This is a genomic window from Pseudomonas ficuserectae, from assembly GCF_024584585.1.
In the GTDB taxonomy this organism is placed as follows: Bacteria; Pseudomonadota; Gammaproteobacteria; order Pseudomonadales; family Pseudomonadaceae; genus Aquipseudomonas; species Aquipseudomonas amygdali.
Genome location: NZ_CP085684.1, coordinates 5,736,797 through 5,763,662 on the forward strand (window position 1 = coordinate 5,736,797; position 26,866 = coordinate 5,763,662).

Annotated in this window: 38 protein-coding genes, 3 pseudogenes and 1 other annotated feature; of the genes and pseudogenes, 24 read left to right on the top strand and 17 right to left on the bottom strand. The window is 58.4% G+C overall.

All coding sequences use genetic code 11. The features are described 5' to 3' along the window. The first annotated feature begins 37 nt into the window (after positions 1-37). The 3 genes from LJU29_RS25675 (at position 38) to LJU29_RS25685 (ending at position 801) form a co-directional block, all read left to right on the top strand. Complete coding sequence (locus LJU29_RS25675; RefSeq protein ID WP_005758219.1) at positions 38-304, top strand: hypothetical protein; 267 nt, start codon at positions 38-40, stop codon at positions 302-304. Continuing rightward, entirely contained in the window at positions 304-510 is a 207-nt protein-coding gene (locus LJU29_RS25680; RefSeq protein ID WP_005758220.1) for a hypothetical protein, read from the top strand. The genes LJU29_RS25675 and LJU29_RS25680 overlap by 1 nt, the downstream gene beginning before the upstream one ends. A 78-nt stretch (positions 511-588) precedes the next feature. Further along, complete coding sequence (locus LJU29_RS25685; protein ID WP_257111364.1) at positions 589-801, top strand: hypothetical protein; 213 nt, start codon at positions 589-591, stop codon at positions 799-801. 237 nt (positions 802-1,038) lie between these two features. On the opposite strand, the gene LJU29_RS25690 is transcribed toward LJU29_RS25685, so the two are convergent. From LJU29_RS25690 to LJU29_RS25720, 8 genes and pseudogenes are all read right to left on the bottom strand, one after another. Next, positions 1,039-1,461: a DUF1493 family protein gene (locus tag LJU29_RS25690; protein WP_005758222.1), complete on the bottom strand. Its 423-nt coding sequence runs from the start codon at positions 1,459-1,461 to the stop codon at positions 1,039-1,041. A gap of 2 nt (positions 1,462-1,463) precedes the next feature. Further along, positions 1,464-1,895 (bottom strand): STM2901 family protein, encoded by a 432-nt coding sequence (locus LJU29_RS29790; RefSeq protein WP_146754855.1) that lies wholly within the window; start codon positions 1,893-1,895, stop codon positions 1,464-1,466. A gap of 11 nt (positions 1,896-1,906) precedes the next feature. Further along, positions 1,907-2,410: an Hcp family type VI secretion system effector gene (locus tag LJU29_RS25695; protein ID WP_005758223.1), complete on the bottom strand. Its 504-nt coding sequence runs from the start codon at positions 2,408-2,410 to the stop codon at positions 1,907-1,909. 259 nt (positions 2,411-2,669) lie between these two features. Further along, entirely contained in the window at positions 2,670-3,818 is a 1,149-nt protein-coding gene (locus tag LJU29_RS25700; RefSeq protein ID WP_257111365.1) for a site-specific integrase, read from the bottom strand. Continuing rightward, on the bottom strand, positions 3,815-4,027 hold the full coding sequence (locus tag LJU29_RS25705) for a hypothetical protein (protein WP_257111366.1): 213 nt from the start codon (positions 4,025-4,027) through the stop codon (positions 3,815-3,817). Before LJU29_RS25705 ends, LJU29_RS25700 begins: the two co-directional genes overlap by 4 nt. 76 nt (positions 4,028-4,103) lie before the next feature. Next, positions 4,104-4,337, bottom strand: coding sequence for a hypothetical protein (locus LJU29_RS25710; RefSeq protein ID WP_005749151.1), 234 nt, complete (start codon positions 4,335-4,337; stop codon positions 4,104-4,106). 125 nt (positions 4,338-4,462) lie between these two features. Continuing rightward, the gene (locus LJU29_RS25715; protein WP_257111367.1) at positions 4,463-4,804 is read right to left on the bottom strand and encodes a hypothetical protein; all 342 of its coding nucleotides are present in this window, start codon (positions 4,802-4,804) and stop codon (positions 4,463-4,465) included. A gap of 22 nt (positions 4,805-4,826) precedes the next feature. Then, a pseudogene (locus tag LJU29_RS25720) lies at positions 4,827-6,194 on the bottom strand (bifunctional DNA primase/helicase); the annotation flags it as partial. A gap of 49 nt (positions 6,195-6,243) precedes the next feature. Here LJU29_RS25720 and LJU29_RS25725 point away from each other — a divergent pair. Continuing rightward, a protein-coding gene (locus LJU29_RS25725; protein ID WP_257110834.1) for an IS3-like element IS51 family transposase occupies positions 6,244-7,466 on the top strand; the annotation gives its coding sequence in 2 pieces (ribosomal slippage) (positions 6,244-6,529 and positions 6,529-7,466; 1,224 coding nt in all). Beyond that, positions 6,522-6,638: a sequence feature (AL1L pseudoknot), on the top strand. It overlaps the preceding gene by 117 nt. A 40-nt stretch (positions 7,467-7,506) precedes the next feature. Here the strand turns inward: LJU29_RS25725 and LJU29_RS25730 are convergent. From LJU29_RS25730 to LJU29_RS25750, 5 genes and pseudogenes are all read right to left on the bottom strand, one after another. Then, a pseudogene (locus LJU29_RS25730) lies at positions 7,507-8,835 on the bottom strand (toprim domain-containing protein); the annotation flags it as partial. Further along, positions 8,832-9,071, bottom strand: a complete 240-nt coding sequence (locus LJU29_RS25735; RefSeq protein WP_004407174.1) for a hypothetical protein — start codon at positions 9,069-9,071, stop codon at positions 8,832-8,834. The pseudogene LJU29_RS25730 and the gene LJU29_RS25735, both read right to left, overlap by 4 nt. A 70-nt stretch (positions 9,072-9,141) precedes the next feature. Next, positions 9,142-9,504 carry a hypothetical protein gene (locus LJU29_RS25740; protein ID WP_257111368.1) on the bottom strand — a complete coding sequence of 121 codons (363 nt, stop codon included), beginning with the start codon at positions 9,502-9,504 and terminating at the stop codon, positions 9,142-9,144. Then, the gene (locus LJU29_RS25745) at positions 9,501-9,980 is read right to left on the bottom strand and encodes a YmfL family putative regulatory protein (RefSeq protein WP_032631391.1); all 480 of its coding nucleotides are present in this window, start codon (positions 9,978-9,980) and stop codon (positions 9,501-9,503) included. The genes LJU29_RS25740 and LJU29_RS25745 overlap by 4 nt, the downstream gene beginning before the upstream one ends. A 29-nt stretch (positions 9,981-10,009) precedes the next feature. Further along, positions 10,010-10,222, bottom strand: a complete 213-nt coding sequence (locus tag LJU29_RS25750) for a helix-turn-helix domain-containing protein (RefSeq protein ID WP_032703435.1) — start codon at positions 10,220-10,222, stop codon at positions 10,010-10,012. A gap of 84 nt (positions 10,223-10,306) precedes the next feature. Between LJU29_RS25750 and LJU29_RS25755 the strand changes: the two genes are divergently transcribed. Together LJU29_RS25755 and LJU29_RS25760 are read left to right on the top strand one after the other, a co-directional pair. After that, the gene (locus LJU29_RS25755) at positions 10,307-10,657 is read left to right on the top strand and encodes a helix-turn-helix domain-containing protein (RefSeq protein ID WP_032703434.1); all 351 of its coding nucleotides are present in this window, start codon (positions 10,307-10,309) and stop codon (positions 10,655-10,657) included. Positions 10,658-10,745: 88 nt separating this feature from the next. Then, positions 10,746-10,928 (top strand): hypothetical protein, encoded by a 183-nt coding sequence (locus LJU29_RS25760; RefSeq protein ID WP_057422482.1) that lies wholly within the window; start codon positions 10,746-10,748, stop codon positions 10,926-10,928. Positions 10,929-10,967: 39 nt separating this feature from the next. Here LJU29_RS25760 and LJU29_RS25765 read toward each other — a convergent pair whose 3' ends face one another. The 3 genes from LJU29_RS25765 to LJU29_RS25775 all read right to left on the bottom strand — a co-directional run bounded on the left by LJU29_RS25765 (position 10,968) and on the right by LJU29_RS25775 (position 14,136). After that, the gene (locus LJU29_RS25765) at positions 10,968-11,228 is read right to left on the bottom strand and encodes an ogr/Delta-like zinc finger family protein (RefSeq protein ID WP_024662769.1); all 261 of its coding nucleotides are present in this window, start codon (positions 11,226-11,228) and stop codon (positions 10,968-10,970) included. A gap of 75 nt (positions 11,229-11,303) precedes the next feature. Continuing rightward, entirely contained in the window at positions 11,304-12,155 is an 852-nt protein-coding gene (locus LJU29_RS25770; protein ID WP_257112886.1) for a phage portal protein, read from the bottom strand. Continuing rightward, entirely contained in the window at positions 12,082-14,136 is a 2,055-nt protein-coding gene (locus tag LJU29_RS25775) for a terminase large subunit domain-containing protein (RefSeq protein ID WP_257111370.1), read from the bottom strand. The genes LJU29_RS25770 and LJU29_RS25775 overlap by 74 nt, the downstream gene beginning before the upstream one ends. Before the next feature lie 161 nt (positions 14,137-14,297). Between LJU29_RS25775 and LJU29_RS25780 the strand changes: the two are divergent. The 3 genes and pseudogenes from LJU29_RS25780 to gpM all read left to right on the top strand — a co-directional run bounded on the left by LJU29_RS25780 (position 14,298) and on the right by gpM (position 16,972). After that, positions 14,298-15,229, top strand: a pseudogene (locus tag LJU29_RS25780) (GPO family capsid scaffolding protein). 1 nt (position 15,230) lies between these two features. Next, positions 15,231-16,253 carry a phage major capsid protein, P2 family gene (locus tag LJU29_RS25785; RefSeq protein ID WP_024662766.1) on the top strand — a complete coding sequence of 341 codons (1,023 nt, stop codon included), beginning with the start codon at positions 15,231-15,233 and terminating at the stop codon, positions 16,251-16,253. Continuing rightward, positions 16,250-16,972 carry a phage terminase small subunit gene (gpM, locus tag LJU29_RS25790; RefSeq protein WP_257111371.1) on the top strand — a complete coding sequence of 241 codons (723 nt, stop codon included), beginning with the start codon at positions 16,250-16,252 and terminating at the stop codon, positions 16,970-16,972. The genes LJU29_RS25785 and gpM overlap by 4 nt, the downstream gene beginning before the upstream one ends. Positions 16,973-17,109: 137 nt before the next feature. Here the strand turns inward: gpM and LJU29_RS25795 are convergent, their stop codons facing one another. Next, positions 17,110-17,406 carry a hypothetical protein gene (locus LJU29_RS25795; RefSeq protein WP_003342323.1) on the bottom strand — a complete coding sequence of 99 codons (297 nt, stop codon included), beginning with the start codon at positions 17,404-17,406 and terminating at the stop codon, positions 17,110-17,112. Positions 17,407-17,441: 35 nt separating this feature from the next. Between LJU29_RS25795 and LJU29_RS25800 the strand changes: the two genes are divergently transcribed. The 15 genes from LJU29_RS25800 to LJU29_RS25870 are packed head-to-tail and all read left to right on the top strand — an operon-like array spanning position 17,442 to position 26,866. Then, a complete protein-coding gene (locus tag LJU29_RS25800; RefSeq protein WP_257111372.1) occupies positions 17,442-17,903 on the top strand; it encodes a head completion/stabilization protein in 462 nt (153 codons plus the stop codon). Then, a complete protein-coding gene (locus tag LJU29_RS25805; RefSeq protein WP_004415364.1) occupies positions 17,900-18,343 on the top strand; it encodes a phage tail protein in 444 nt (147 codons plus the stop codon). Before LJU29_RS25800 ends, LJU29_RS25805 begins: the two co-directional genes overlap by 4 nt. Further along, entirely contained in the window at positions 18,333-19,001 is a 669-nt protein-coding gene (locus LJU29_RS25810; RefSeq protein WP_257111373.1) for a phage virion morphogenesis family protein, read from the top strand. The genes LJU29_RS25805 and LJU29_RS25810 overlap by 11 nt, the downstream gene beginning before the upstream one ends. Before the next feature lie 14 nt (positions 19,002-19,015). Continuing rightward, positions 19,016-20,128 (top strand): DUF2586 domain-containing protein, encoded by a 1,113-nt coding sequence (locus LJU29_RS25815; RefSeq protein ID WP_044310917.1) that lies wholly within the window; start codon positions 19,016-19,018, stop codon positions 20,126-20,128. A gap of 3 nt (positions 20,129-20,131) precedes the next feature. Further along, positions 20,132-20,584, top strand: coding sequence for a phage protein (locus tag LJU29_RS25820; RefSeq protein ID WP_187599891.1), 453 nt, complete (start codon positions 20,132-20,134; stop codon positions 20,582-20,584). Continuing rightward, the gene (locus tag LJU29_RS25825; RefSeq protein ID WP_004407224.1) at positions 20,584-20,793 is read left to right on the top strand and encodes a TraR/DksA family transcriptional regulator; all 210 of its coding nucleotides are present in this window, start codon (positions 20,584-20,586) and stop codon (positions 20,791-20,793) included. The genes LJU29_RS25820 and LJU29_RS25825 overlap by 1 nt, the downstream gene beginning before the upstream one ends. Beyond that, entirely contained in the window at positions 20,793-20,999 is a 207-nt protein-coding gene (locus tag LJU29_RS25830; RefSeq protein WP_003342302.1) for a hypothetical protein, read from the top strand. Before LJU29_RS25825 ends, LJU29_RS25830 begins: the two co-directional genes overlap by 1 nt. After that, the gene (locus LJU29_RS25835; RefSeq protein ID WP_257111374.1) at positions 20,996-21,523 is read left to right on the top strand and encodes a lysozyme; all 528 of its coding nucleotides are present in this window, start codon (positions 20,996-20,998) and stop codon (positions 21,521-21,523) included. Before LJU29_RS25830 ends, LJU29_RS25835 begins: the two co-directional genes overlap by 4 nt. Beyond that, on the top strand, positions 21,520-21,999 hold the full coding sequence (locus tag LJU29_RS25840) for a lysis system i-spanin subunit Rz (protein WP_257111375.1): 480 nt from the start codon (positions 21,520-21,522) through the stop codon (positions 21,997-21,999). The genes LJU29_RS25835 and LJU29_RS25840 overlap by 4 nt, the downstream gene beginning before the upstream one ends. 33 nt (positions 22,000-22,032) lie before the next feature. After that, entirely contained in the window at positions 22,033-22,323 is a 291-nt protein-coding gene (locus tag LJU29_RS25845) for a putative phage tail assembly chaperone (RefSeq protein ID WP_003342295.1), read from the top strand. 20 nt (positions 22,324-22,343) lie between these two features. After that, a complete protein-coding gene (locus LJU29_RS25850) occupies positions 22,344-22,487 on the top strand; it encodes a DUF6890 family protein (protein ID WP_003342293.1) in 144 nt (47 codons plus the stop codon). A 5-nt stretch (positions 22,488-22,492) separates the two neighbouring features. Next, positions 22,493-24,862, top strand: a complete 2,370-nt coding sequence (locus tag LJU29_RS25855) for a phage tail tape measure protein (RefSeq protein WP_257111376.1) — start codon at positions 22,493-22,495, stop codon at positions 24,860-24,862. After that, the gene (locus tag LJU29_RS25860) at positions 24,862-25,179 is read left to right on the top strand and encodes a DUF2590 family protein (RefSeq protein ID WP_257111377.1); all 318 of its coding nucleotides are present in this window, start codon (positions 24,862-24,864) and stop codon (positions 25,177-25,179) included. Before LJU29_RS25855 ends, LJU29_RS25860 begins: the two co-directional genes overlap by 1 nt. Beyond that, complete coding sequence (locus tag LJU29_RS25865) at positions 25,176-26,345, top strand: baseplate J/gp47 family protein (RefSeq protein ID WP_257111378.1); 1,170 nt, start codon at positions 25,176-25,178, stop codon at positions 26,343-26,345. Before LJU29_RS25860 ends, LJU29_RS25865 begins: the two co-directional genes overlap by 4 nt. Further along, positions 26,342-26,866, top strand: a complete 525-nt coding sequence (locus LJU29_RS25870; RefSeq protein ID WP_257111379.1) for a phage tail protein — start codon at positions 26,342-26,344, stop codon at positions 26,864-26,866. Before LJU29_RS25865 ends, LJU29_RS25870 begins: the two co-directional genes overlap by 4 nt.

Sequence of the window (26,866 nt, forward strand, 5' to 3'; positions counted from 1 at the left end):
TGCTAACAATAAGCCACCACTACAAGGAGCGTTACCGATGGCAGATTTTTTGATTGGCGATGTCAAGCAAGTTCGAGAGCTTGTTACCGATCGTGAAGTTAACCGGCATCTTAAAGACGGCTGGATATTGCTGCTGGTCAGGGCCGGTGTGGATCATGATCGCAACCCGGAGACGGGGGAATGGGAAAATTTGCCTAATACGAGCTATGTGATTGGTTGGGTGGGTGAGGGAGAACCGAAGGCTATAGACCAGTATGAGGATGAGCGGCCAACGCTCGGTCAATTTGATGAGGGAGATTTTTAATGCGGCTAGGTGACGTAAGGACATTGCAGGAAGCGCCTAGTGCGCAACACGCGGAAGAGCTGATAAAGGCAGGATGGACACTGGTCGCCATCGTGTCAGGCGAACGCTATGAAAGCGGGCAGAAGGCACAAGGGCCGATCTATGTTCTGGCGCAGGCAGCGCCGGAGTCTGAACCCGCGAAAGATATCAATTTCAATTGGGTCTAAGGCGTTTCGAATAGCGCGCAGAAAGGAATCCCGGCCGTGCCATCGTAGGACGGCCGCTTGCAGGACCAAGGAGAAGCTATGCAGCATGTCGATATAAAAGAGATTTACGAGGCGTTTACTGAGGACGACGTCAATCTGCATCTGGACATTGGTTGGGTGATCGTGGCGGTTATCAGTGGTGAACGTTACAGTCCGGCTGGAACGAAAGAAATAGGTCCGATCTACGTGATGGGCTTGCCGCGCTCGGTGGCCGAGGCGGATGACGAACCGCCCATACCTGTGCGTAGATAAGCCGCGCTACCGATAACGCGTTCTATGTTCAACCGCCCCCCACAGCAAGGCCCACTCCGGTGGGCTTTTTTGCATGTGCTGGATGCCGGAGAGGGTTGGTGCTGGGTAATCAATGCCAAAGATGCCTTATGAGCTTTGCCTCGAATGCTTTTCTTTTCCGATAGAACTCGGTAAGTCGTGGGCTCCTTAAGGCCATACATCCAGGAAATCTCCGCCACGCTGTTCTCATAGGCAAGATCAACGGCTCTTTATCTTGTAGCCATCAATTGGAATATCTTCTGTACGCTTATATAGCGGAGCATCGCTAAATTTGGCTTGCTCAAATGCATGTGTATCCCAATGTCCTGACTTTAAGGCTAGATACAACATGCCCACTCTTAGCGGTATGTTTCCGCGTCTGTCTTTAGCGCGCCTGAAGGAAAAAAAGTTGTAACCTTCTTCCTGAAAGTACCGATAAGGGTCGTAGTCGTTAAGATCAATAGAAAACCTTTTGAAGAACTCGACCATCAGGTCATTTGCATCGTCGCCATCTATGCCGAGGTCCCTTGCAACATCGGTTGCCAAGCTAAAGCTTTCAAATGCCTTTCTTCCAAAGCCTACGGTGTCTTGGATGCAGACGACAATGTTATCCAATATTTTGTAATCAAGGGGCTCGTTCATTGCTAGAAAACCTGATCTTCGGGGCTCACAATGGAGTTATAAGTTACAACTGTCTTGTAGCCTATCAGTCCTAGCTCCGCCGCTGTATACGCCCAGCCTGCGACGGGGATCGCGCGAGCTATGAAAGCAGCAATGCTCGGCGTTCTGCGAATGTGCGGGGGGCGCCAGCCTACTATTGATGGAGCCCTATAGCCACCAGGGAAGCGCCGGTTCTTAAGTGCGCGTCTTAATAACAAAGAAAGAATGGACGTATTTTTAGTTGCCCCCCCGGGCTTTGTACGTGTGGGAATTATGTTAGCCCCTGTCACTATGCCAAAGGCAGCTGTAACATCATCCAGTCCCAGTTCCTCCATTGCAGTTTCAGCTGCAATTATCCATAGCAACTGATTTGCAGTGAGTCCGCAGTCTCCGTCATAACAATATATTCTAGCCACTCATAATATCCTTATGCGTAAGTGTTATTGCTTATCTGATCCCATCCTGCGGAAATTTGTCCGATCAACAGTCCGGATTCTCTACTTTGCTGCGAATAGATCATTTTTACTTTGGCGTAGTCAAAACGAATAACCTCTTCAGGAAATGATGAGGGTTCTCTGTCGAAAAGGTTTCCTGACTCAACGCCGCTGATGATTACTTCTTCAAAGGTGACTTCCATGTACTTTTGTTTTTCACCACCTGCACGATATAGGCTCAAAATTACCTTTTTCAGATGTTGGCCAGCGCAGCAGGCTTGAAAGATTTTTGGTGTCGATGAATCAACTAACTTCACGATACTGAAATCACTAAGATAGACCCGGCCGACGGTTGCGCCTCCCGAAGAACTGGCCGTTCTAGACACACCCTGCGTTGCCGCTAGATTGAATGCAGTGGCTTCAATCCAGTCCTGGTGGGCCGAGTCCCTAGATTCTCCGGCGATACCGTCGATCCAGATAAATGCGTCAAATGCCATTCCTGCTCCTTGGAGATAAATTTACAGTTGAGGCCGAGTAACCTTTGTTATGAAGGTTAACGTAACAAATTTCTGTTTGCACCCCTGCTTCAGGTTTGTCGTGTGTCACATCTTTGCCTGCCCCGGTAGGGGCAGTTGCTGGTTGCCGGTACGCTCCTGCCTAGCAGCGCTGCGTATCTTGTCCAGTTTGACAGCAATCGGACGTTTCACTGAATCGGTCGGGATACGCACGTTTCAGGTCGAAGTCTGACGCCTGGTGCTAGGTCTGGGAGGCATTGACCAGCGGTACGCTCAGGTCGTAGACGTCCATCATTGCCCCGTCCCGGTGACCACTGGCCTCCTGTTTGTCCGCCCGATTACCTACTGTGTCGGTGATGCCCCGTCGCTTGAGGTCATGTAGGCCAAATCGCTGCTCGGCCGTGATGGTACCGTCCTCGATGGCCGAGGTGATGAAGCGTTGCCAGGCCGTATCCAGACTGGATTTGCGCAAGGCACCGCCATGACTGGCCACGATGATGTAGCGTCGATCAGGACGAATCGGAATGACCGTTGATTTGCTGGCCCACACCTTTTCCCGGTAGGCCTTCACCCCATCCCAGGCGGCGCGCAGACGTGGCGTCCAGCGGACAATGTTGTCCCGGCTGCCCTTGCGCCGATTTGTCATGATTCCTTCAGCCAGTTCATGGGCGTCTGTCAGGGTGATGGTCTCAATGCCCCGCAAACGACAGAGGTAACCGATCTCCATGACATAGCTCAGGTACTCCGGACAGCCTCCTTTTTCGTTCCTGGCCAGCCGTCCGAATGCCAACGCACGGTCGACCAGCGCTCCCATGACTAGGTGTTCCGGCAAACGTCGGCGCTTGCGCTCCACCGGCGCTTCAATACCCTGCGCCGGATTGCTGTCGAGGTAGCCCCGGTTGCGGCCCCACTGCAGTACCCGGCGTAGGTAGCGCAGGACATGCGCCGCTTTGGACGGCGTGCCTTCGTCGGCCAGGCGATCGACTATCCGCTGGATCAATGCAGCCGTGAATTTCTTCACCAGCAGATCCCCCAACGGTTTGCCCAGCCGGGTCGGGATACCCAGCAGGACGTCACGCGAATAGCAGTAGTCGTCGTGGGTCTTGAGGCTGAGTTTCTTGTAACGATCGCTCAGGTGAAACTGTGCGCAGACATAGCGCAAGGTGCCTTGGTCGACGCCCGAGGTTTGCTCCATGATCTGGTGTAGCTCTGCCAGGGTGACGTCAGCAGGTGCCACATTGCGCCGGCGTTGTTTGCCGGTCTCGTCGTAATGCAGCGTGTACCAGACGCCGGCGTTGCGATGATCAAAGTAAATGGCCGCTGGGAGAGCGGCCTGATCGATGTGTGGGGGAATGTGCGGATTGTGCTTCCGCTTACGCGCTTTCCTCATAGGATATTGGTGTCATAACTCTCTGGGGTTACAGACTCGATGCCCGCAGCATGGTTGATGAGATCCAGCGTCGTCCACGGACCAGTGCGCCCCCGGAACATGCGGATCCCCTGAGTGATCAGCGAGCGTTCTACGTCGGAGCGGCGTTGGTAGCCGGTGATGCGCTGCAGGTCCTCAAAAGTGAGAACATTGCTTGTTTGGGAGTTCATGATTGCTCTCTATCTCAAGCAGCAATCAGGGCAGTGTAACGTCCCGCCCTGATGCTCAAAGCCAGAACCTGACGGCTCAATTACTGGGGGAGGGGATGGCGAGAATGCTGGCCAGAACGCGCATGTCGTTGGCGCTCAGATCACCTTGGGTCGTGGCCTGTGTGGCCAGGCTTTCAAGTCGCCCGCGAGCGTGCGGAGTCTTGTGCACCTGGTAACTGATCAATGCTGCGCCGATCAGGGCGATAGTCAGCAGGTTTCGGGATGGTGTGCTAGCCTTTGAATCGCTGCTGCTTGGATGTTCCGTCTTCATCACCGTACTCCTAGTCGTAGTGGGTACTGGAGAGCTGCAACTCTCCAGTACTGTTTGCTTAAGTCGTTAACGTCAGTTAATCCGGTGATAGCTCTCATCGACTTTGAACAGCAGGTCGACGTCCTCTACTCGGTAGCATCCGCCCACGCCGCCTTTAACGATGTAGCCCGATGGATCAGGTTCAAACGCACAGGGAAGGGATAGTCTTTTCCAGGCCGCATCCAGCCGATCTGGGATGCGTACTTGCTTGTAGCCTTAATTTCCGCGTAAAGCTGCTGACCTAGTACACGCGCTGGGTTTGGTGTCAGCCCTTCCAGGTAGGCTTCAAACACTAGTTGAACCGTCTTGTTAACGAAGCATTCACCGTCGTGTCCCATATTCTTTGGATCGATCTTGTGAAACATCAGGTCGACGAACGTTTTAACGTTCAGTTGCTGTTCGAGACGTTGCTTATCTTCTTCATGCATAGTTGCTTCCTCTGAGTGGTGATTAGGCAGCCTGGAAAATCCAGCATCGGACGGTTTTCGGTTTATCAGCGGCGTCGATATCCCAGGACGAACAAACGTTGCGGTTCGTCTCGATGAACTTCGGGCACTTGCTGGTTTTCAGGTGGCGTTTGAGCTCGACCAGATCCGGGACCTTCTGCCGCTTGTTCGCTGCAGCTTCGGCAAAGTCGTTCAGGTTCACCGCAATCAGCCCCTCATTACGAGAGTGGTTCAACGCACCAGCGTGGCTGTTCAGGTATTCGTAAAGCTCCCAGAACTCAACGACCATCGGGTGATCAGCGTTGATTGCCAGTTGTCGCTCTTTGGCCATGCTTTGAACCTCTGCATGGGCTGCGTCAACCTGGTGCTGCTGCAGTGGCACGACATGTACCAAGGCGTCGACCAGCGCATGCAACTGGGCGTGGTTCTTGGCAATACGCACGGTGCGGATCTCGGGCAACTGCAGCAGCCGCTGTTCATAGAGCGGCACACTCGCTTTCACGGTCTGCATCACTTGCGCTTCCCGGGTTGTTGCCATCAACAGAAAGCCACTCACCTTGTCGACTGGCATCTGCTCGAGCTCTTCCACCAGCAGTTTGGTTTTGGCTGTCTGGCCGTCCTTTGTCATGCCGACGTGCGCTATTCGCTGCAGGATGGGCTCCGAGGCGTTCACAGCATGGTTTTGGGCGAACACAAAAGCACCGCGGAACGGCGGTTCCCGCGTGTCGTTGCCGTTGTTCTTGACCCCGGTCGACCGGACGCTACGGCCGTTGTAAGCGGTTTTCAGCTCGTCCCAGTCGTACTGCTTAGTCGCGCTGCCATCGGTCTTTTCCCTTTCGGATTCGATCAGCACGACCGGCAAGTTGCCGACCTGGGCGAAGTTACGAGCGCGGGCGACGGGCGTGCCCTTGGATGGGTCGAAGCCTTCGTAGTCGAGGCGACCAAGCAGCTTCCACAGAAACTCGATCAGCGTGGACTTACCCGCACCGGCTTCGCCGACCACCTCAAGAAATAGATAGCTCTTTTGGTGTTGCCGGATCTGCTCCGCGAACAATGCCCCCAGCCAGTACGCCAGAACGACGATTCCTTTGGCCCCAAAGCACTGCCACAGAATGTCGAGCCAGCGCGTTGTGAACTTGTTTAGATCGGTGTTGATGTTCAGCGTGACGGACTGACTGAGCGTCTTAATGCTCAGTTTCTCCATGTCGAAAAAGTCTTCCTCGTTCAGTTTGTAAACCTTGCCGTCGCGCACGGCCACGTCGCCGTAAACGTAGGCACCGTGTTCGCGGGTGTAGCCGGTGAAGTCGATTGTCTGCACGGTCTTGAGCGCGTTTGTCTGCTCCTCAATGAACGCGTCCAGTTGCTGCGTGGTGAACCGCCCCGGGTTTCTCGGAGACTCCAACCTTTGAGAGGATGGAGCGATGAAAAAACTACCGAAGTACTCCCCAGAGGTCCGTGAGCGGGCCATCAGGATGGTTTTCGAACACCTTCCTGAGTACGAGTCGCAGTGGGCCACCATCAGTGCCATTGCCCCCAAGATCGGCTGCACGCCCGAGACATTACGGCTGTGGGTTCGCCAATCTGAGCGCAACAGCGGCCAGCTTGATGGGCTGAGCACAGTCGAACGTGAGCGAGTCAAGCTGTTGGAGCGTGAGAACCGTCAGTTGCGTCAAGCTAACGAGATATTGCGTAAGGCCTCAGCCTATTTTGCCCAGGCGGAGCTCGACCGCCCATTCAAACGATGAAGACGTTTATTGATGAAAACCGCCAGTCTTACGGGGTCGAGCCGATTTGCAAGGTGTTGCCAATCGCCCCGTCGACGTACTACCGGTACGCTGCTCAGCAGGCTGACCCCAGCCAGCAGTCAGCGCGTGCGCAGCGTGACCAGGAACTGGGTGAGCACATCCAGCGAGTCTGGGATGAGCACTTCCATGTATATGGCGTGCGCAAGGTCTGGCGACAGTTGCTGCGTGAAGGCCAGCAAGTCGCCCGCTGTACGGTGCAACGCCTGATGGGAGAGCTGGGCCTGCAAGGCGTGGTACGCGGCAAGCCTGTCAAGACGACGGTCAGCGACCAAGCCAGGCCGTGCCCGCAGGATCATGTCAACCGTCAGTTTGTGGCTGAGTGCCCGAACGCCCTATGGGTATCGGACTTTACCTACGTCAGTACCTGGCAGGGTTTTGTTTACGTGGCCTTCATCGTTGATGTCTTTGCCCGATTCATCGTCGGTTGGAAGGTGTCCAGTTCAGCGCGTACCGATTTTGTACTCGATGCACTGGAGCAAGCCCTTTACACCCGTCGCCCAGTCAAGCAGGGTGGACTCATTCACCACAGTGACCGTGGCGTGCAGTACGTGTCCATTCGCTATACCGAGCGTCTTGTCGAAGCCGGTATTGAGCCATCGGTCGGGAGTGTCGGTGACTCTTACGACAATGCCTTGGCTGAGACCATCAATGGTCTTTACAAGGCTGAAGTGATTCATCGACGCTCTTGGCCCACACGGGGGGCGGTGGAGCTGGAAACGCTGAAATGGGTGGACTGGTTCAATCACCGCCGCCTGCTGGAGCCAATCGGTCATATTCCACCGGTCGAGGCAGAAGCCATCTATTATCAGCAACTCACCGAGTCTGCCCACGTGGCATGACTCAAACAAAAGGGTCTCCGAGAAACCCGGGGCGGTTCATGGTGCCGGTGAACATCCCACCGGGTGCGATCCCGAGCAGTCGTTTCTTGAACTCGGCGGACGAGGCGATCTGCGAGCTGGTAAAGGTGTTCTTGATCGGCGCGGCGTCGTGGGCAAACGTGATCCGGAAGTAGTACCAGGACTCGTCGGTTAGCTTGTTCTCCTGGTAGTACAGCGCCTTGGGGTTGCAGGTGGCGATTCGCTGAATCGCGCCACATTGCTGCATAGCTTTGGCTCGACGTTGCTTGTCGTTCAGTAACTGATCGTCCTGATGCTCGCTGTCCTCAAGGTCTTGCATGGCCCGGTTGAATTTCTCCAAGTCGAGCTTGAACCAGTAGAGGCGATTACCAAATTCAAGGTGGAATTCGCTACGGCGCTTCCAGTCGAAAAGTACCAACGCTTTTTCCGTTGCGTTGTCGGCGATCAGCAGAGCACCGTGGTGCCTGGCAACAGTTAGGTCCTTCTGGGTCTGCTCAGTCCGCTTGTCATCCTCATCGATGGCCCACCAACGCTGGTGCAGATCGTTCCAATCGACTTTGCGACCATCACGCTGGGGGATCTGAGCTGCTTCGCAGACAAAGCCCAGCTCACGTGCCTGGCGTACCCAGCGCTTCGTGTACGCGTGTGCACCTGGCTCGTTGTCCAATGCCCACACCAGCTTCGGTAATTTGCCTTCACGGTCTTTGGCGAGGCGCTTCAATGACTCGTCTGGAAAAGCATTGGACGACATAGCGGATACTGCTGCCACGCCGTGATGCACCAGCGCGATGGCATCAAATATTCCCTCGACAATCCAAAGCTCTTTGACGTCCAGCAGCTCGACACACGGGGGGCACCACCACACGCCTTTGTAGCTTTCGCCTGGTTTGAAGCGCGCCTTCATTTTCCCGAACCGGGCAGGGCGGTCAATCAACCGCTCCCAGTAGCCACCTTTCTCTAGTGCGAAACGCACTGTGGCGCTGCCAGCGTCATGTTGTGACGAAAAGAAAGTGTCTTGAGTGAACCAGCCGGTGATCAACGACATGTCGAAGCTGCGGGCAAATTCCATGTAGGCGCGAGCCGTTGCGGTAGGGGCGTTATCGGTCGCGGGTGCGCGCTTGCTCCAATCCTCAAACAGGTCGTCGTAAATCTCTTTGACGTGCAGCGTGTGTCCACACTTCTCCTGCCGGCCGCAAATCAACTGCCACGGGCTGTCAAAGCGAGTGTAAAGCTCCTTTTTGTTGCACTTTGGGCAGGTGCCGCCGCGCATATAGTTGGTTGATTTGCGGAGCTTCAATCCGTAGTCGGACTGAATGCGCTGCAGAACGTCGTGGCGTAGATCGTCTCTCATGAATGCTTCACTGCTTTGAGGCTTTGGCTCAGGGCTGCCATAAGGCGTTTTTGCGCTGCCATAACAGGGACGTGGGCGAGAATTGCGCCATGGCGTTGGCCGTCCGCTACAAAGCGGTATTGGTCGTCGTACCAGTATTCATTGAGCCTCAGGCGATACTGTTCACGCAGTGCTTCAAGCAGTGCTTGAGCCTCTGCCTGGGGCAATTGAGCGGTGACGATCACGGCGTTGGCCATCGTTAAACCTCGAATTTAGGCGCAGCTCACCCATACCCACTGGAGTGGGGCAGGCAATGTTTGGGGGTGTTTAAGTGGCGGGGGAGACGGGTTTGCCGTGGCCGGCAGCGATCAGGTGTTCATAGATCAGATGAACAGGTACAGACCAAGCGAGTCCCCGGATGGGATCACTGATCACTACTGTCATTTCTGCGCTTGCTTGAAGGTCTATACGCTGGCGACCGATGACTGCCAGAACGTTGCTGTAGGCCTGGTGCACCAGATGGTTTGCAAAAGACTCTTTGACCTCAAAGCTTTCGACCAGGTGATCGGTCGTTCGACTGAGCAGTTGGCCCAGATCGCCCAAATGCTCGCCCTGATGGCGCTCGATAAATACCTGAGCTGCAGCGCGGATTGTCTCTTGATAATCCATATCAGCTGATACGTTGTTCATTTTTCAGTCCCTGATTTAGCGCGGTACAGATCGATAGCTGCCAACACTTCCGCATGACGTGCAGCCATGTGCAGGTTGTGTGCGTTGAGGATGTGTTCTGCCTCGGCCTCATTGATGCAACCGTCTGCAAGTGCCTTGGAGATCTCCAGGTCGACACATCCACGCTTTGCCGCCGCTTGAATGGAAAGGGCATACATCTCGACGTTGTCCAGCGAATCGGGATCAGCCACCGGAACGAACAGGCCGCCGTACATCGAAGCCACATAGTTGGGTAGATGCTGAGTTCCGGCCTCCTGCTCCAGCTGGAACAGCTGATCATCATTGAGCGGGCGACTGTTGTTGTTCTCGTAGGCGTGGTTATCAAACTTTTTCAAGGCAAGACCGATCCGAGCTGCAGCGCATTCACGTCCGCCTGGATAGCTGCAGATGATCGCGCTGACTACTTCACGGCGTGTCTTTAGAACTGGACTTTTCATGTTCTGCTTTTCCCTGCTGATGTGTGCCATTACCTTGTAATCACGCCGTCTTTGATCCCGAGGAGGACGGCAGCTCGATGTGCCTCCCCGCATCTACATCGGCTCTGGCCACTCAGTACTGCGTACACTGTGCTGGGATTCAAATTGTGCTGCAGCGCAAATCCTCTGGCCGTCTGGCCACGACGCTCAAGAGCTTCACGTGCAGCTATACGGGCTTGCTCGGTGATGGTGCTGTTCGGCATAGTGCAATTCCATGCATTTTCATGTGGTGTGGAATGCAGAATGATGCAAATACGTGCATTTGCAAAGCCATTGGATGAATAATTTTGCACTCTTCTGAAGAGATCGGCTCGCGACTGCGCGAAGAGAGAATGCGGTGCGGACTTACTCAAGAGCAGGCTGCCAAAGCGGCTGGCGTTGTGAAGCGTACTCAAGCGAACTACGAAGCCGGGTCGAGCGACGCGCCGGCAATGTATCTGAGCATCGTTGCACGTGAGCTGAGCTTCGACGTCATGTACATACTCAACGGCGTCCGAACTACACTCAGTTCTGGTGAACTCAGCGAAGTTGAGGACCAGATGATTCAACAGTATCGAGCAATACCTGAGCACGACCAGCATGCGATTCGACGTTTTCTGAAGGCCATGGCCGATGACGCGAAAACGCATATACGATAAGGCGTGAATGATTTTCCCCGGCCCACACAAAACAGTAATGCCATAGCCGATAAAGCCTCCTCCCCTATGTATTTCAAGGAGTTAAGGCATGTCAGATATGACAAACGTAGCGTGTGATTCTCGTAACCTGAGCTATAACCGGGAGTACATGCACGGCCTTGAGGAGCAACAGATTATTCAAGGTTTTCGCCGCTTGACTGATGATGAAAAGCGCAGAGTGCTGCGCCTTGTCGATCTGTTGGTTTGTCACCCTGAATGTGAAGAGGATTAATGCGCTGATCGCCGGCCTAGTCGGTCGGCGGTTCTAACTTCACGCGACTGCTTTCCTTCCCAACTGCTCAAACAGTTCCCTCTGTTTGTCAGGTGTCAGATCCCTTAAACGATCAAAAAGCATCACGTCCAGCTGCTGCCCGGACGGCCTGAGCGTGTGCGAAAAAGTCAGGTTGGCCACCCATGTATGGCCGCAACTGGCGTCCAAGCATTGGCAGTACAACTTCACATACGCCCTCGTCACTTCCTCCCGTGAGCTGATCCGTCCCTTGTGCCCGCATGTTGTGCAATAAATCCGCATGTTCCCTCCCCAGGGCCATCCTATGGCTACTATTTTGCCATATATGTAATGGCATTATCTGTGCTTTCGGTCATATCAAGCCGTTACAGATGTATCCGGCGCCGGTTTCCAGGTGAACCGCCTGTCCTCTCGCAACGTCGAATTAGCCTGGTCAAACAGCTGACAGATCGGCCTGATCTCATTGCTGGTGTAAACGCGATCAATCTTCTCGATGTCGCCGAATCCGCCGCTGTTTTCCGGGATTATCCCGGCCAGGGCAGGGTTCATGCGCCAAGCCGCGATCACGTCGTTGCGCGTGATGTTCTTCACCTTCTCCAGTTCGTCCTTGGCCTGGAAGTCACCCACCGGGATGATCTGAATGGCCTTCTCGGAACCGCCTGGAATGTTGACGAACATCGATCGGAAGTTGCCCACGCCTTTGCTGGCCGTGATCTGGGCACGTAGCTCGTCTTCGTCCTCTTCGGTCAGGTTCGGGTCGTTGGTGTAGAAGATGTATCCCGCATGCGCGCCGTTGCTGTAGTAACGCCGGCGAAACAGTGTTGCTGCCTCGTTGAGCAGCAGCGCCTGCAGACCGCCCAGGTACTCAGGCACGCCGTAAATGTTCTGTTCGACGTCGTAGTTGAGGACGTGCTCGATCTCGTCCGCGTCGAACTCCGTTTCTCGCCCGTTCTGCTCCAACTGGATGAACCCACCGTCGACCTTGACCCTCATGTTGATGGCCGGCAGGTGTCGCAGCTCCAGAATCTGGCCCAGCAGGTTAGGCACCCGGTAGAAGTACGCTTCGCCAAACACCATAAAGTCCAGCGCAGCCCTACCTATTTCGGCCACTGACAGGCCGGCTGAAGGCATGAACTCACGCAGCAGCAGATTGCGTTTGAACCCTGGTATCGCGCCGTGGTGTGCGTTGGCCTTGAGCAGCTTGGCCAGCCCCCTGCGTGAGACTGGCGGCGTGAAGATGCGACCGTCGTCGCTGGCGAACACGCCCAGGTACTGCGCGATGTTGTCGGTCAACACGGATTCCGGCGCGCCGAACGTGAACGCTCGCATGGGCCGTTGCGCCGGTTTTTCCTGCTGCAGGGTTTTGGGTTTTGCCATGGGAAGTTGATCCAGTGAGTGCGTAGCGACTGCGCCGCTTTTTGTCCGTGTTGAGGGGTTCGTACTGCAGGGCGTGCATGACCGCCCAGGCCACGTCCGCGTGACCTGTCGCGTCGGTTCGCGACGCGCTGTAGGTCACCTGGCCGCTGGCGGTTGTGCCGCGCTTGATTGTCAGGAAGGCCTGGGCGATATCGTTCCAGCCGGCGTCCCACTCGATGCGGCTGCCCTGGATGGTGTCCTGCGCCTTGAGCACCAATAGGTTCTTGGTTTCCAAGCTGTAGTGGATCGAGGTCGCACGCGGGTAGAAGTCGCGCACCAGGTCGAAGACGCCGTAGCCGATGCCGGTCGTGTCGATCCCGATGTGCTGAACGTTGAAGCGCTCGGTCAGCTTCTTGACCTGCTCGGCCTGGTACTTAAATGACTGACCACGCCAGCTGTGCTTCTCCAGAATCCGGAACTTGCCGCCGTTCTCCAGCGGCGGTGCGATGACCACGCACGTCGCGTCGTCGCGTGTCCGGCTCGGGTCGTAACCGATCCAGACCGGGCTGTTGCCATACGGGCGCGGATCGTCCGGGTCGAAGTCGGCCCACAGAGACAGGTCCGAATAGCAGCGCTCCAGATCTGCCAGGGAAAACGCGCTCTGACTGCTGTCGATGAATTTGCACATGAACAGCTGCTGGAACTTGTCTTCGTCGTACTCCAGCTGCAGCTGCTCGAGGTCGAACAGATCGCAGCCGCCGGCGATGGCGTCCAGGATGGTGATCACCTTGCGCCACTGACCGTCCGGACACAGTGCGCCGGCAGAGATCTGCTTATCGCTCGGCCATGGCTCCTTGGCGTTCTTGCGTTTGCTGTTGCGGAATTTCTCACCCTGCCAGAACGGGTACGCCTGATGCGATACGGCGCTGGGCGTAGAGAAGTAGGTTTTGCGCCACTTCTTATGGGTCGCCATGGCGCTGGCCACGGTGTTCAGTTTCTCGAAGTCGCGGATCCAGAAATATTCGTCGACGTACACATGGCCATGGTGACCCTGCGCGGTGCTGCTGTTGGTGCTGAGAAAGCGCAGCTCGGCCCAGGGCTTGCCGTCCTTGCTGAGTACGATCGGGTTGCCGGTCAGCTCCAGGCCAAACCACGCCTGGGCAAAGGCGATGATGTAGCTGCGGAAAATCTCGGACTGGGCGCGGCTGGCCGACAGGAACACCTGGTTATCGCCGGTCAGCACCGCGTCCATGAAGGCTTCGCCGGCGAAATAGTAGGTCAGGCCCACCTGGCGGCTTTTGAGGATGTTCCGGATCCTGGCGGTCAGCGGGTTTTGTTTCGCGGCGAACAGCTCTTTCTGGTAGCCGTACATTTTGCTGATGAACTTGTCGAGAAAGTCCACTTCGCGTAGCTCGCTGACGTCGTTCTTGACCTTCTTTTCCCGCTTCTTGCCGTCGCGCTTGCCACGCTCCCGTCGCTCACCGCGTTGATCATCGCGGCGATGGCCATCGTCGCCCTGGTCATCACGAACCGGCGGAACCACCGGCTTTACACACTGCTTAACCAGGCGTTCGCGAACGGTCGTCAACCGGTCCAGTTCGTCCAGCTCGCCCTTGGTCAGCGAGTCGGCTTTCTCCAGAAGCAAGGTAATACGCCGGCTGACGGCGGTCAGCGGTTCTTCATCTGTCAGCATGTCTTCCCAGCCACCAACGCGAATCCAGTGGTACACGATCCGGATGTTGGGCAGGTTCAACTGCGCCTGAATTTCCTTGGCCTTGTGACGGCGTAGAAACAGGCGTTTGGCGGCTTCTTTGACTTCGGTTGAGTAGTACATGGGCCGCAGTCTATGCGGCGAAAACGCGGAAAACGTGCAGTTAAAATCCGTGTTTCTCCTATAAATCAAATATAGGAGAAGCGCGAAAGCAAACCGTTTGTTGGAGGCGTTGCGGCTCCCTATCTTGGGGCCTCAACTTACCGATGAGCGCAGTTCTTCCCATGCCCCGTTCCCTTGTCAGCTTCTGGAAACGCGTCGCCACCAGCGGTCCTACCGTAGATGGTCGCGTCATCACGCCCCAGGAACTGCGCGACATCGCCGAGACGTACAGCACTACTACTTACACGGCCACCATCTGGTCTGAACATGACCGCTGGCCAGGCTCCTACGGCACTGTGTTTGCCGTGCGCCTGATCGAGGACGTCGAGGGTCTGGCCCCCGGCCAAGTCGCGCTGGAAGCGCAGTTGAAACCCAACCAAAAGCTGCTGTGGCTCAACGACCAAGGCGAAAAGCTCTTCACCAGCATCGAGATCATGCCCGACTTCGCTGGCACTGGCAGGGCGTACCTGACCGGCTTGGCCGTCACCGACGAGCCGGCGAGCCGGCGAGCCTGGGCACTCAAGAACTCTACTTTTCCCGCAAGACCGGCAAGCCCGTGCATTACGCGGTTGCCGTTCCTTTCGGGACGATCGGTGAAGACGAGCCGCAGGGCGAGGTGGCCAAGCTGTTCAGCATGTTCACCGGCCTGTTCAAGCGCTTTGGCATTGAAGAGGTGCCTGCCGAAACCACCCCGCAAACCCCTACCGAGAGCAAACCCCCAATGGATGAAGCTACAGCCAAAGCGCTGCAGGCCTTGATCGAACAGCAACTGATCGTCACTGCCGGCATTCAGGCGCTGATTGACAGTTTCGCAGAGGCACCGCCGGCACCCGATCAAGCCCCGATCGACGACGTACAGACGGCGGTCGATGACATCGTGGCCACCGCCGAAGACGAAAAGCAGTTGAGCCGTAAGGGCTCGTCCAACGCTGCAGTGCTGGCCGGCATGAACAAGCTGCAGGCGCAATTCAGCGCGTTGCTGGACAAGCCGGAAGGCCGCCACCTGTCACGCACCACTGGTGCCGCTGACCCTAAACCGAAGCGGGTACTCTGACATGGCCCAGTCACTGAGCGCATACGGCGCGAAGATGTTCGCGGCCCTGCAGGTTTCCCTGGCTGAATCCTATGGCGTCGAGCTGGCCAGCAAGACGTTCAGCGTCGAGCCGTCGATTGCCCAGGAACTCAACGAGGCGATCACCCACAAGTCCGATTTCCTGCAGCGCATCAACGTCATCGGCGTGACCGAGATCAAGGGTCAAAAGGTATTCCTGGGCGTCTCTGGTCCGGTGACCGGTCGCACCAACACCAAGACCACCGATCGCGAAGCCAAGGACGCATCGGCGCTGGATGACAACCAGTACGAGCTGTATTCCACCGAATCTGACGTCAGCCTGCCTTACGCCAAGATCGACGCCTGGGCCAAGTTCCCGGACTTCCAACAGCGTTACTCCGCTGCCGTGCAGAAGCAGATCGCACTCGACCGTCTGATGATCGGTTTCCACGGTCTCAAAGCCGCGCCGCAGACCAACCTCACTGAATTCCCGATGCTGCAGGACGTGAACAAGGGCTGGTTGCAGATCGCTCGCGAGCAGATCCCCGAGCAGGTTCTCAAGGAAGGCAAGGTCGCTGGAAAGGTGACGCTGGGCGAAGGTGGTGACTATGCCAACCTCGACGCCCTGGTGCATGACACCAAGCAGATGGTCGACGAGCGCGTTCGTGATGGCGGCGACCTGATCGCAATCATCGGCAGTGACCTGCTGGCAGCTGACAAAGCCAAGCTGTATGCCAAACAAGGCGATCTGCCAACCGAGAAAGAACGCATCGAAGACGCTCAGGTCATCGCGACCTATGGCGGTCTGCCGAGCTTCAGCGTGCCGTTCTTCCCGGTCAACGCCGTGGTGGTCACCAGCTTCGACAACTTGTCGATCTACTTCCAGGATTCCAGCTGGCGCAAGCAAACCATCGATAACCCGAAACGCTCCCGCGTCGAGGATTACAACAGCCGTAACGAAGGCTATGTGATCGAGCAGCTGGAAAAGTTCGCCATGACTGAAAACGTCGAATTGGTGAAAGCATGAGCCTGGCACTGGCGCACAAACGCCGCTTGATCGCAGAAGGCCCAGCGGCTGCGATCGCCGGTGCCCAGATGGCTTATTCGGCTGACACCGCGCTGTCCAGTTCTGCCAATGCACGCAAGCATTTGAAGCTGATGGAAGACGCCTTGGCCTGTGATCTGGAGCGCATCAGCTCGATCAATAGCCGCGAGCAGCGCCAGATGCTCAAGCGTGACGAGCTGCTGCCCAAGTACCTGGATTACGTACAGCGGTACCGCGATTCGGAATTGAATTTCCAGAACTTGGTGCTGGTGTATGTCCTGATCTGGCTGTTCGACACCGAGCAGTTCACCCAGGGTCTTGAGCTGGCCGACTTCGCAATATCCCAGGGCCAGGCGCTGCCTGAGCGCTTCAACCGCGACATTCCGACCTTTGTTGCAGACGAGGTGATCGACTGGGCCGAGGCGGAATTCAAGGCCAGGCGCAGCCCTGAACCCTACGTTTCCAACCTGCTGCCCCGTGTGGATGGCGAATGGCAGCTGTATGAGCGCATCCCGGCGCGCTACCACAAATTGCTGGGAATGATCGCGCTGCATCGCAAGGACTGGCCTGTCGCTATTCACCACTTCGAACGAGCCGAACAGCTCTACGAAAGCATCGGCGTAGGGACACGCCTGTCTGACTGCCGCAAGGCGCTGGCCAAGGCGCAAGCCAAAGAAAACGCCGGCAACGGCACCGAATAACCGACTACCCCCCCGGCGAGAAACTGTGGATGTGAGCCAACCATTTATGGCCCTGACCCACTGAAACAGTTTTCCCGCCCCTAATACAAAAAGCCCCGCACTGGGCGGGGCTTTGTGAGGCACAGATGTTTAACGGATCACTGCGAGAGCTTATCTATCGCCATCTTCCCCTCGGGGAAGGTCGCGGTGACTTCCAAACTACTGCCTCCCAGAACATGGACGCACTCCCTCAGTGCTATGACGTACCGGTCAGCGACTTTCAGCGCTGCCTTGATCGTCGCCACATGATCACCTTGGGTACGCATAAACATCAGCGCCATTGCGTGTGCGTCCTCAAGCCTTCTATCAGAGAGCTGCTGCTTACGTCTCGCAGCGGTCTGGCGCGCTTTAAGCCGCTCTTTCATAGAAACAACCTTCCCTTGTTCGTCGGTCATGTTCAGCAGTCCTCCTTGGCCTGTGGGGAAAGTGTATGAGCTTCTCCGGAAAACCCACGGTGCTGGTAGACGAACGGATCGGGAATGATGGTTTTTGGCCCGACCTATCGATAGCCGAGTTCCAGAAGGGTTACCGCCTGCCGGCGGAGTACATGGTAGAGATGCTGGCCGCCGATCTGAACATGGCCATGGTCGAGGTCAATACCGACCTGGCCAAGTTAAAAGCGCGCTGGCAGGGCGCTGGCGTGTCCAACGTTGAATCCGCAGACACCACCATCCTGCCAGAGCGCACCTTTCAAGCGGCGACCTATAAGCGCGCCGTCTACAGCCGCGCCAAAGCCAGCTTGCTGACCCAGTTCGCCACGGTCAATCGCCGCGAAAGCGCCGAAAACGTGGGCAAGGAACTGCCAGAGCGCTCCGAAACCTTCCTCGCTTTCAGCCAGGCTGCTGTGCGGTCGCTGCAGGGCCGTGGCCGCATCACGGCGGCGCTGCTGTGATCAAGCTCAAGGCGTTGACCGCCTACCTGCTCGAGCGCCAATTGGTCGCCCCTGAGCAGCTCGACAGCTGGACCGACCAGGTGCAGGTCGAGCTGGTCTGGAAACCTGACACCCAAGGCATGCATATGGGTGACATGAATTACGGCGCGACCATCTCGATCGAGCGGTTCGCGGATCACCCGGCGCGCCTGTTTGCCTTGGTAGGCAGCTGGCTGGAAACCCACGACCAGGACCGCGACGGTCTGCCAAACGTGGTGTTCGACGTGGTCATGCTCGACAACGACCTGGCCGACGTCGACATCAAGCTGCAGTTCACCGAAGCGCAGTACCTGGCCGAGGATCCTGCCGGCGAGATCGAGGCGTTCGGCAATACCTGGTCGTTCGTGCCGTTCGAACTGTGGGTAGCTGAGAGCGGCGAGGTGACCGGTCATGGCCTTTGATCTGGACATTCGCGGCATGCTCGAAGCCCAGGACCTGCTGGCTTTGATGGAGCTTCCGACGCCCAAGCGCAGACGTCTGTTGAACAACGTGGCCAAGCGCGTGCGCAGTCTGAGCCGGCAGCGGATCCGCAACCAGCAGAACCTGAATGGAACCCCGTTTGCTGCCCGCAAGGACACGTCCAAGGGCAAGAAAAAGATGGAAACCGGCCTGGGCAAACTGCTCGATGTCACCCGCTTGACCGGCACCGAAGCCGAACTGGGCTGGCGTAACACGCTGACCCGCTGGGTTGCCTCGCAGCAGCACAACGGCGTGTCCGAACGGCGCACCGCCGCGCAGATGCGCCAGTGGAACAAGGTTCCGCCGAGCACCGCCGCTACCGAAAAGCAGGCCAAGACCCTGCGCCGTCTGGGTTTCAAGACCCGTCAGGAAGGCAAAAAGACCCTGACCCGCCCATCTGTGGCGTGGATCCAGCAACACCTGAACTACGCCAGAGCGGGATTGCTGATCCGCGTCCTGGACGACGAACGAGCCGAATCCACCGGTGCGCAAAGCTGGAACATCCAGCTGTCTGCGCGTCAGTTCCTCGGTGCCAGCGACAGCGAAACCAGCCAACTGGTGAACCTGGTGCTGCAACAAATCCTTAATTCACCCCGCTAACGAGGCACCGCTTTATGGCACTCGGCAAAGTCAGCGTTAACAATCTCAACCTCGGCCAGGGTGCCGTGAGCGAGATCGAACGCTATTTCCTGTTCATCGGTCCCGCCGCCAAGAACGTCGGCAAGCTGGTCCCGTTGGACACCCAAAGTGATCTGGACGTCCAGCTGGGCGTCGCGGACAGCGACCTGAAAACCCAAATCCTGGCAGCCCGCAGCAATGGCGGTGATCGCTGGGCCTGCATCGCCGCTCCGATCGCAGGCGAAACCACCTGGCAACAGGCGCTTGAGAGCGCCACCCGCAGTTATTCCTTCGAGGCGGTGGTGATCGTCAACCCGGTCACCACTCAGGCCGAGCTGTCAGCGATGCACGTTGCTGCCAATGACCTAAGCAACAAGCTGGGCCGCCGTGTCTTCGTGCTGGCGGCCACTGCCGGCATCGCTCCGCAGCTGAGCTGGAGCGCTTACGTTGTCGAGCAGAAAACCATTGTCGACGGCCTGGCTGCGCCTCGCGTTCTGCCGGTACCGCAACTGCACGGCAACAACCTGGGCGTGCTGGCCGGTCGGCTGGCCAATGCCGCCGTGAGTATTGCCGACACTCCGATGCGGGTTGCCACCGGCGCGGTCCTGGGCCTGGGCGCTGAACCCAAAGACATGGATGGCATCCCGCTGACCTCCGCGGTGCTTTCGCAGCTCGACGCAGCGCGTCTTTCTGTGCCGCAGACGTACCCGGACTATCCGGGCACCTACTGGGGCGACGGCAACATGCTCGACACCCCCGGCAGTGACTTCCAGGTGATCGAGAACCTGCGTGTCGTCGATAAGGCAGCCCGCCGCGTGCGCGCTCTGCTGATCCGCTACGTGGGCGATCGGACCCTGAACAGCTCGGCCAACAGCATGGCGACCACCACGTCCAAGCTGATGGCCCCGCTGCGCGCGATGGCCAAGTCCACCAAATTCGCCGGCCAGGTGTTTCCAGGCGAGATCGAGCAGCCCAAGGACGGCGACATCGTGCTGACCTGGACGAGCAAAACCTCTGTCGTGGCCTACCTCAAGCTGCGCCCCCTCAACTGCCCGAAAGACCTGACCGCGAACATCGCGCTGGACCTTTCCGTTACGGATTCGGAGTAACCCATGGCCGCAAAAATTGGCGGTAAGAACTTCGACGTGAACCTAGGCGATCTGCTCGTTCACGTCGAGGCCGGCACTATTGATATCACGGACAACAGCACCGTGGCCCAGACCAAGGGCGTGCCCAATGGTCACGTCGACGGCGATGTCGCTGCAGCCGGCGAACTGGAGCTGGACACCACCAACTTCAATCTGCTGATCGATCAGGCCAAGACTGCGGGCAGTTTCCGCGAGCTGGAGCCGTTCGACATCGTGTTCTTCGCCAAGGCCGGCGAAGAGGAACTGCGCATCGAGGCCTTCGGCTGCAAGGTCCGCGTGTCCAGCCTGCTGAGCATCGATCCCAAGGGCGGGGCGAAGAACACCCATAAGGTGCCATTCGACGTCACCAGTCCGGATTTCATCAAGATCAACGGCGTGCCGTACCTGGCTGCTGCTGAGATCGAGGGCCTGACGTAATGGTCTGCCCGTTCGATCGTGCGCAGGCTCTGGAGCAGCGTCAACGCGACCAGGCCATTGCGGCCCAGTTGGCCAAGCCGCGAGCGAGCGGGCCGAGCCTCACCCATTGCCAGGACTGCGACAAGGAGATCCCGCCAGCACGCCAGGCGCTGGGCGGCATGACCCGTTGCGTGCCTTGCCAAACCCTGACCGAAAAAGGACTTCGCTGATGAGCACGAATCAAGCTGCTCAGGACACCGCCATTGCGTTGGTGAAGGCGTCGCCCGCGATCGGCGTCGCCGCCACCGGTGCGACCGGTGCCGTTGACTGGTCCGCCGTGGCCTACATGCTGACTGCGTTTTACATGGTGCTGCAGATCCTGCTGCTGATCCCCAAGTACCGCCAGATGCTGCGGGACTGGAGGGTCAAGCCATGAGCCTGCGGGTCAAGATCACCGCCGGCGTGGTGCTGCTCTGCAGCGCCACGTTGACCGCCTTCCTGGGCACCTGGGAAGGCAACGGCCAGAACGTGGTGTACGCCGACAAGCTGGCCAGTGGTTTGCCCACGGTCTGCAAGGGCATCACCAGGCACACCAGCCCGGATCCATTGGTGGTCGGTGAATATTGGTCGGATGCGCGCTGCGCCGAGGTGGAAGGCCTGGTCATCGCCAAGGGGCAGTTGAGCCTGGCCGACTGCCTGACCAACCTGGCGATCGGACAGAACACGTTCGACGCCTTGAGCAGCCATGGCCACAACTTCGGCGTGCCGACGACGTGCGCGAGCCGTGCGGTGGGCCTGATCAATGCGGGCCGCATTGCCGAGGGCTGCAAAGCGCTGGCCTGGGCTTCCGACGGCACGACGCCGGTGTGGGCCTATGTGACCGGTGCCGATGGCCGTAAGACCTTTGTTCGTGGCCTGCACAATCGCCGGCTGGCCGAAATGAGGCTGTGCCTGCAATGACCATCAGCCCGCTGCGCCTTGCCCTGTTTTTGCTGGTGGTCGGTCTGCTGACCTGGTGCGCTTTCGAGTACCAGGGCGACCAGCTCGTCGCTGCCCGCGCTGATCTGGTCGACGCCGCTGCAGATCTGCACACCGAGCGAGAGGCGGCGCGCCTGGCCCGCGATCTGCTGGCAGCGAGGGACCAGCTCGACACCCACCACACCGAGGAACTGAACCGTGCCCGCGCTCAAATCAACACTCTGCAGCTTGCTGTTGCTGATGGCCGTTACCGGCTGCGCATCAAAGCCGTCTGCCCCGCAGTGCCCAGTGCCACCGGCGCCGCCGGCCTGGTTGATGCAGGCAGCGCCGAACTCGCAGCAGACGCTCGACCTGATTATTTCACCCTCCGAGATCAGCTCGCCTTAAGCCGGCAAATGATCCTCGGCCTGCAGGACTACATCCGCCAGGTCGTGCAACGCACGCCGGCACAACCCTGACCCTTTACAACTCAACCTTACGGAAACACCGACATGAGCGAAGTAAACCGCAGCATCACCCTGGAACGTGGCGACAAGGAATTCACGTTCAACCTGACCCCGCAGGTGATCACCAAGTACTTCAACGCCACGACCCAGGCCAACAAGGTCGCGCCTGCCCACAACCTGCTGATGGGCACCGTCAAGGACGAAGACAAGGCCGCACTGAAGGCGCTGCTGGAAAACCCAATCACCACCATGACCCTGGCCGGTGCGTTGCTTGAAGAGTATTCGCCGGACGTTGAAGTGATCGTAAAAAAGCCCTCGAACATGCCGAAGGCTTGACCCAGGACGGGATGGGCCAGTTGCTGGCCCTGACCCAACGCTGGCTGCCTGGCGCTGAGCCCACGATTGAAAGCATGGGCACCGCCAAGTGGCTCGAAGACGAACACTGGAGACGCATGGAAATTGCCGTCGCCAACGGCATTTCCACTGCATTTAACGGATAACCCTGATGGCTGACCGTTCCGCCCGCCTGGCTTTCATCCTGAAACTGACCGACAAGGTCAGCGCCCCGTTGGGCAAGGTGAAAACCAGCTTCAGCGACCTTGCCGCCAAGAGCCAGCAGAACATCATTCAGATGGGTGCGGGCCTGGCCGGCATGGTGGGGGCGGGCAAGGCCATCACCGAATCACTGGAACCGGCGCTGGAAGTGAACCGGGCGCTGGGCGACATGCGCGCCTTGGGCACCACTGAAGACGCGCTGGCGTCGTTGAACCGGACCGCCCTCGAATTTTCGATCACCTACGCCGCCAGTGCCGCCGAGTTCGTGGCGTCGTCACGCGTCATCGATGGCGCGATCAAGGGCCTGGTCGGCGGCCAGCTGGCCACCATCACCAGTGCCAGCAACCTGTTGGCCAAGGTCACCAAATCCGACGCCGAAACGACCGGCGCGTACCTGGGCACCATGTACAACCTGTTCAAGTCCCAAGCAGACAAGATGGGCCGGGTGCAATGGGCCCAGCAGCTGACCGGCCAGACCGCGCTGGCGGTGAAGCTGTTCCGTACCGATGGTGCACAGTTGAAAGACGCCTTCAAGGAAGTAGGGGCGATCGCGACCCAGGCCGGCGTCAGCTTTGCCGAACAAATGGCCGTGGTCGGTACGCTGTCCAGCACCATGGAAGGGGGCGATGCCGGCGGGCGCTACAAGGCGTTTTTTGAAAACCTCAGCGCGGCTGCCGAGAAAACCGGCCTGAGCTTCACGGACGCCGCCGGCAATGCACTGCCCATGCTGCAGATCATGGACAAGCTGCAGGGTAAGTATGGCGACCTGACCAGCGCTGCTGCCGGCACCAAGCTGATGGAGGTGTTCGGCGGTGAAGGTACCCAGGTGATCGGCGCACTGGCCAAGGACACCGATCGGCTGCGCAACGGCATTGCCGAGCTGGGCAAGGTCCGGGGCCTGGAGAACGCCGAGAAGATGGCCAAAGCCATGGTCGACCCTTGGCAGCAGTTCGGCAAAGCCGTCGAAGCGCTGCGCATCGCCTTCGGTCAGTCCCTGATTCCGACGCTGACCCCGCTGATGGAACGTCTGGTGGGCATTGCCAAGACCTTGACCCGCTGGACGCAACTGTTCCCGAACATCACCCGGCTTATCGGTATCACCACGCTGGTGGTCTTTGGCTTCATCGCTGCCATGTCCTTGCTGACCCTGGTAGTGGGCATGAGCAGGATGGTCTGGCTGGGTATGCTCACCGTCTGGAAGCTGCTCACCTGGCAGGGTTACAAATCGATCGCCATGTTCCTGTTCCACACGGTCATGGTTTCGGCTTTCGTCGTCGGCCTAATCGGTCTGTACACCTGGATGGCGATCGTGCGCGTCGGCATGTTGTTGTGGCAGGGCGCGATCTGGCTGGTCAACGCCGCCATGCTGGCCAACCCGGTGCTGCTGATCGTGGCCGGCATTGTCCTGCTGGCCGCTGCCGTGGTCGCAGCGGTCGTGTACTGGGACGAGCTGTGCGCCGCATTGATGAACACCACCGCGTTCCAGTGGATCAGCGATCAGATGGCCAAATTGTCCAGCTGGTTCGACTCGATGGGCGGCTGGTCAGGCATCGCCAAAACGGCCTGGGACAGCATCCTGTCCACCGTCAAGGGCGCAATCAATGGCCTGATCGAGATGGCCAACAAGATCCCCGGCATCAACATCGAGACCACGTTTGGTGATCTGCCCGAGCCGCCGAAGGTGCCCGATCTGCCTGGTCAGGTGGGCGCACCTGTACCGGGTCCACAACTGCCGGCAGTGGTGACCACACCGCCGGCGGGCACCGTACCGGGGGCCAAAGTCGCCTCGGCAGCTCCCGCTCCAGCAAGCCAGCCACCTAAGCCCTTGGCTCTGGTACCGGCAGCGGTCGCTCGATCTGCGCCGGCCCAGGGTGCTGCAGCGAGAGTCCAAGTGAAACCTGCACCGCCTATCAGCCTGCCGCAACCCAACGTGTTGCCCTTCAAACCGCTGCAGATGCCTGCTCCGCAGATCAGCCAGGCCGACCCGATCATGCTGCCGCCGGCATCGGCTGACCTGGCGTTTTCTATGCCGGCCAAAACGGCACTGCCAGAGCGCGTCGAGAAGGTCATCGAGCTGCCCGCCAAATCGGACAAGGGTATCGAGGCCCGCAAGGCGATCAACGCCAATACGTCGATCAGTCCCACCAAACCGCAGGCCGTCCCGAAAGGAGGACTGATGCAAAGCTTCCAGAACCAGAGCAACGCCATGAACCCCAACCAGCGCCCCGGCACCCACGTCGAGACAGTGAACATCAATACTTCCAAGCAGATGACCCCGCTGGAGCTGGAAAACATGATGGCCATGGCGGTGGGCGGCTGATGAGTGAGTACGTCGACCTGCTGATCATGAGCAACGACCTGGTACTCGATCCGGCCCGCCAGCCTCTGCTGGTGGATGACCGCGCCTCGATCGCCCAGGACATCGCGCACCTGATCCGCGAAAGCGGCCTGCTGATCACCCTGGTGGCCGAGCGCGACCGGTTGCGTCAGCGTGACTGCATTCAGCAGATGGAGCTGCTCGTCGAGGATGACGAACGCCTGGTACCTGGTACTGCGCAGATCGAGCAGACCCAGCCGGGTGTGTACCAGGTGACCGCCACGACCGTGAAGTTCGGCCAGGTGGAGATCACCCTATGACCGTGGACTTCAAAAAGGCGCTGGGTGATTCCGGCATTCCGACCACTGAGGCGCAGCTCAAACAGGCCTGGGAAAAGCTGGCCGTTGAGCAGGGCAGCACGCTGACCAACACCAGCGCGTACAGCCCGTTCTGGCGGATCATCACGGCGCTGGTCACCAAGCCGGTGCTGTGGTTGCTGGAGTTCGTCATCGGCACGGTGCTGCCGAATTTCTTCGTCAAGACTGCCGGCGCGCAGTGGCTGGACATGCTGGCCTGGGCGGTGAACATCGAGCGCAAGGCCGCGACGGTGGCCGTTGGTGAACTGCTCTTTACCCGCGCCAATACCGGTGGCGAGCTGGAAGTGCCGATCGGCACTGTCGTTCAGTCACCGACCCTCAATGGTCATATCTATCAGTTGGTGACCACCGAACCGCGCAGCTTTGAAGAGGGCCAGAGTCAGCTGGTGGTACCGGTCAAGGCCGTGGGAGCCGGTAGCGGCTACAACCTGGCACCGGGTTATTACGCCGTGCTACCTCAATCGGTACCGGGCGTTGTCCAGGTAGTGAATAACACCAACTGGCTGCAGACGCCTGGCGCGGATTCCGAGCATGACGACCAGTTGCGCCTGCGCGTGCGCAACCAGTTTTCGGCGGTCAACCAATGGCACACCGACGCGGTGTACCGGGCGATCATCACTGGGTTTCCTGGGGTTGCTGCTGACGGCGTGTACTTTGAACACGGCGCGCCGCGTGGACCAGGCAGTGCCAATGCCTTCGTGCTGTTCGACGCCGGCGTGCCCGCCGATACTTTCCTTGAGCAGATCAACACGCATATCCGCGACGGCGGCAACCATGGCCACGGCGACGATCTGCTGGCCATGGCCATGCCTGAAACCCTGCACGCGATCAGCGTCAACGTCTGGCCGGTGGCCAACCTCACCGTGCTGCAGCTGCAGACGCTGCAGGCCGAGATCGGGTTGTTCATCCGCGCTGCGTTCCGTGAAAGCACCCAGAGCGACTACGCACCGACTCGTACATTCCCTCAGTCGCGTTTCAGTTTCAGCCGTCTTACCGAAGAGCTACACGTTCAGTTTCCGAATATCAGTTCGTTGCGGTTCGCCAACAGCGACATCGTCTCGGCCTTGGACATCCCGCGCATCAGCACCCTGGCGGTGGTCCTGCAATGATCAAGCTCAAGCTGCCGTTCTGGCTCGAAGGGCTGGAGCTGACCAAGCTGGTCACCACCGCCCAGCTCTGGTGGGAACAGGCCACCGAATGGCTGCGCTGGCCTTATCTGCAGTTCGACGCGGACACCTGCCACCTGTCCATTTTGGAGCTGTGGGCCTGGCAGCGCGATGTGACGCGGTTTCCCGCCGAACCGGAAAGCCTGTTCCGGTTGCGGGTCAAGTACGCCTTTATCAACTCCGTGGACGCCGGCAGCACTGCCGGTTTGAAACGCATCCTGGAGCGCTTGGACGTTGGGTACGTCGAGATCCAGGAACGCATGCCCGAACGCGACTGGGACGTCGTGTTGCTCACCCTGAGCGATTCCCAACTGTCCGAGAACCCCGACCTGTTGCGCGTGCTGATCCGTCAGTACGGGCGCACCTGTCGCCGGTATGACTTCGTCACCATCACCCCGGTGCGGCTTGCTGTTGCCCTGGTGGATTTCAATGACGATCAGCAAACGCTGGTCGCCAGCCTTTAG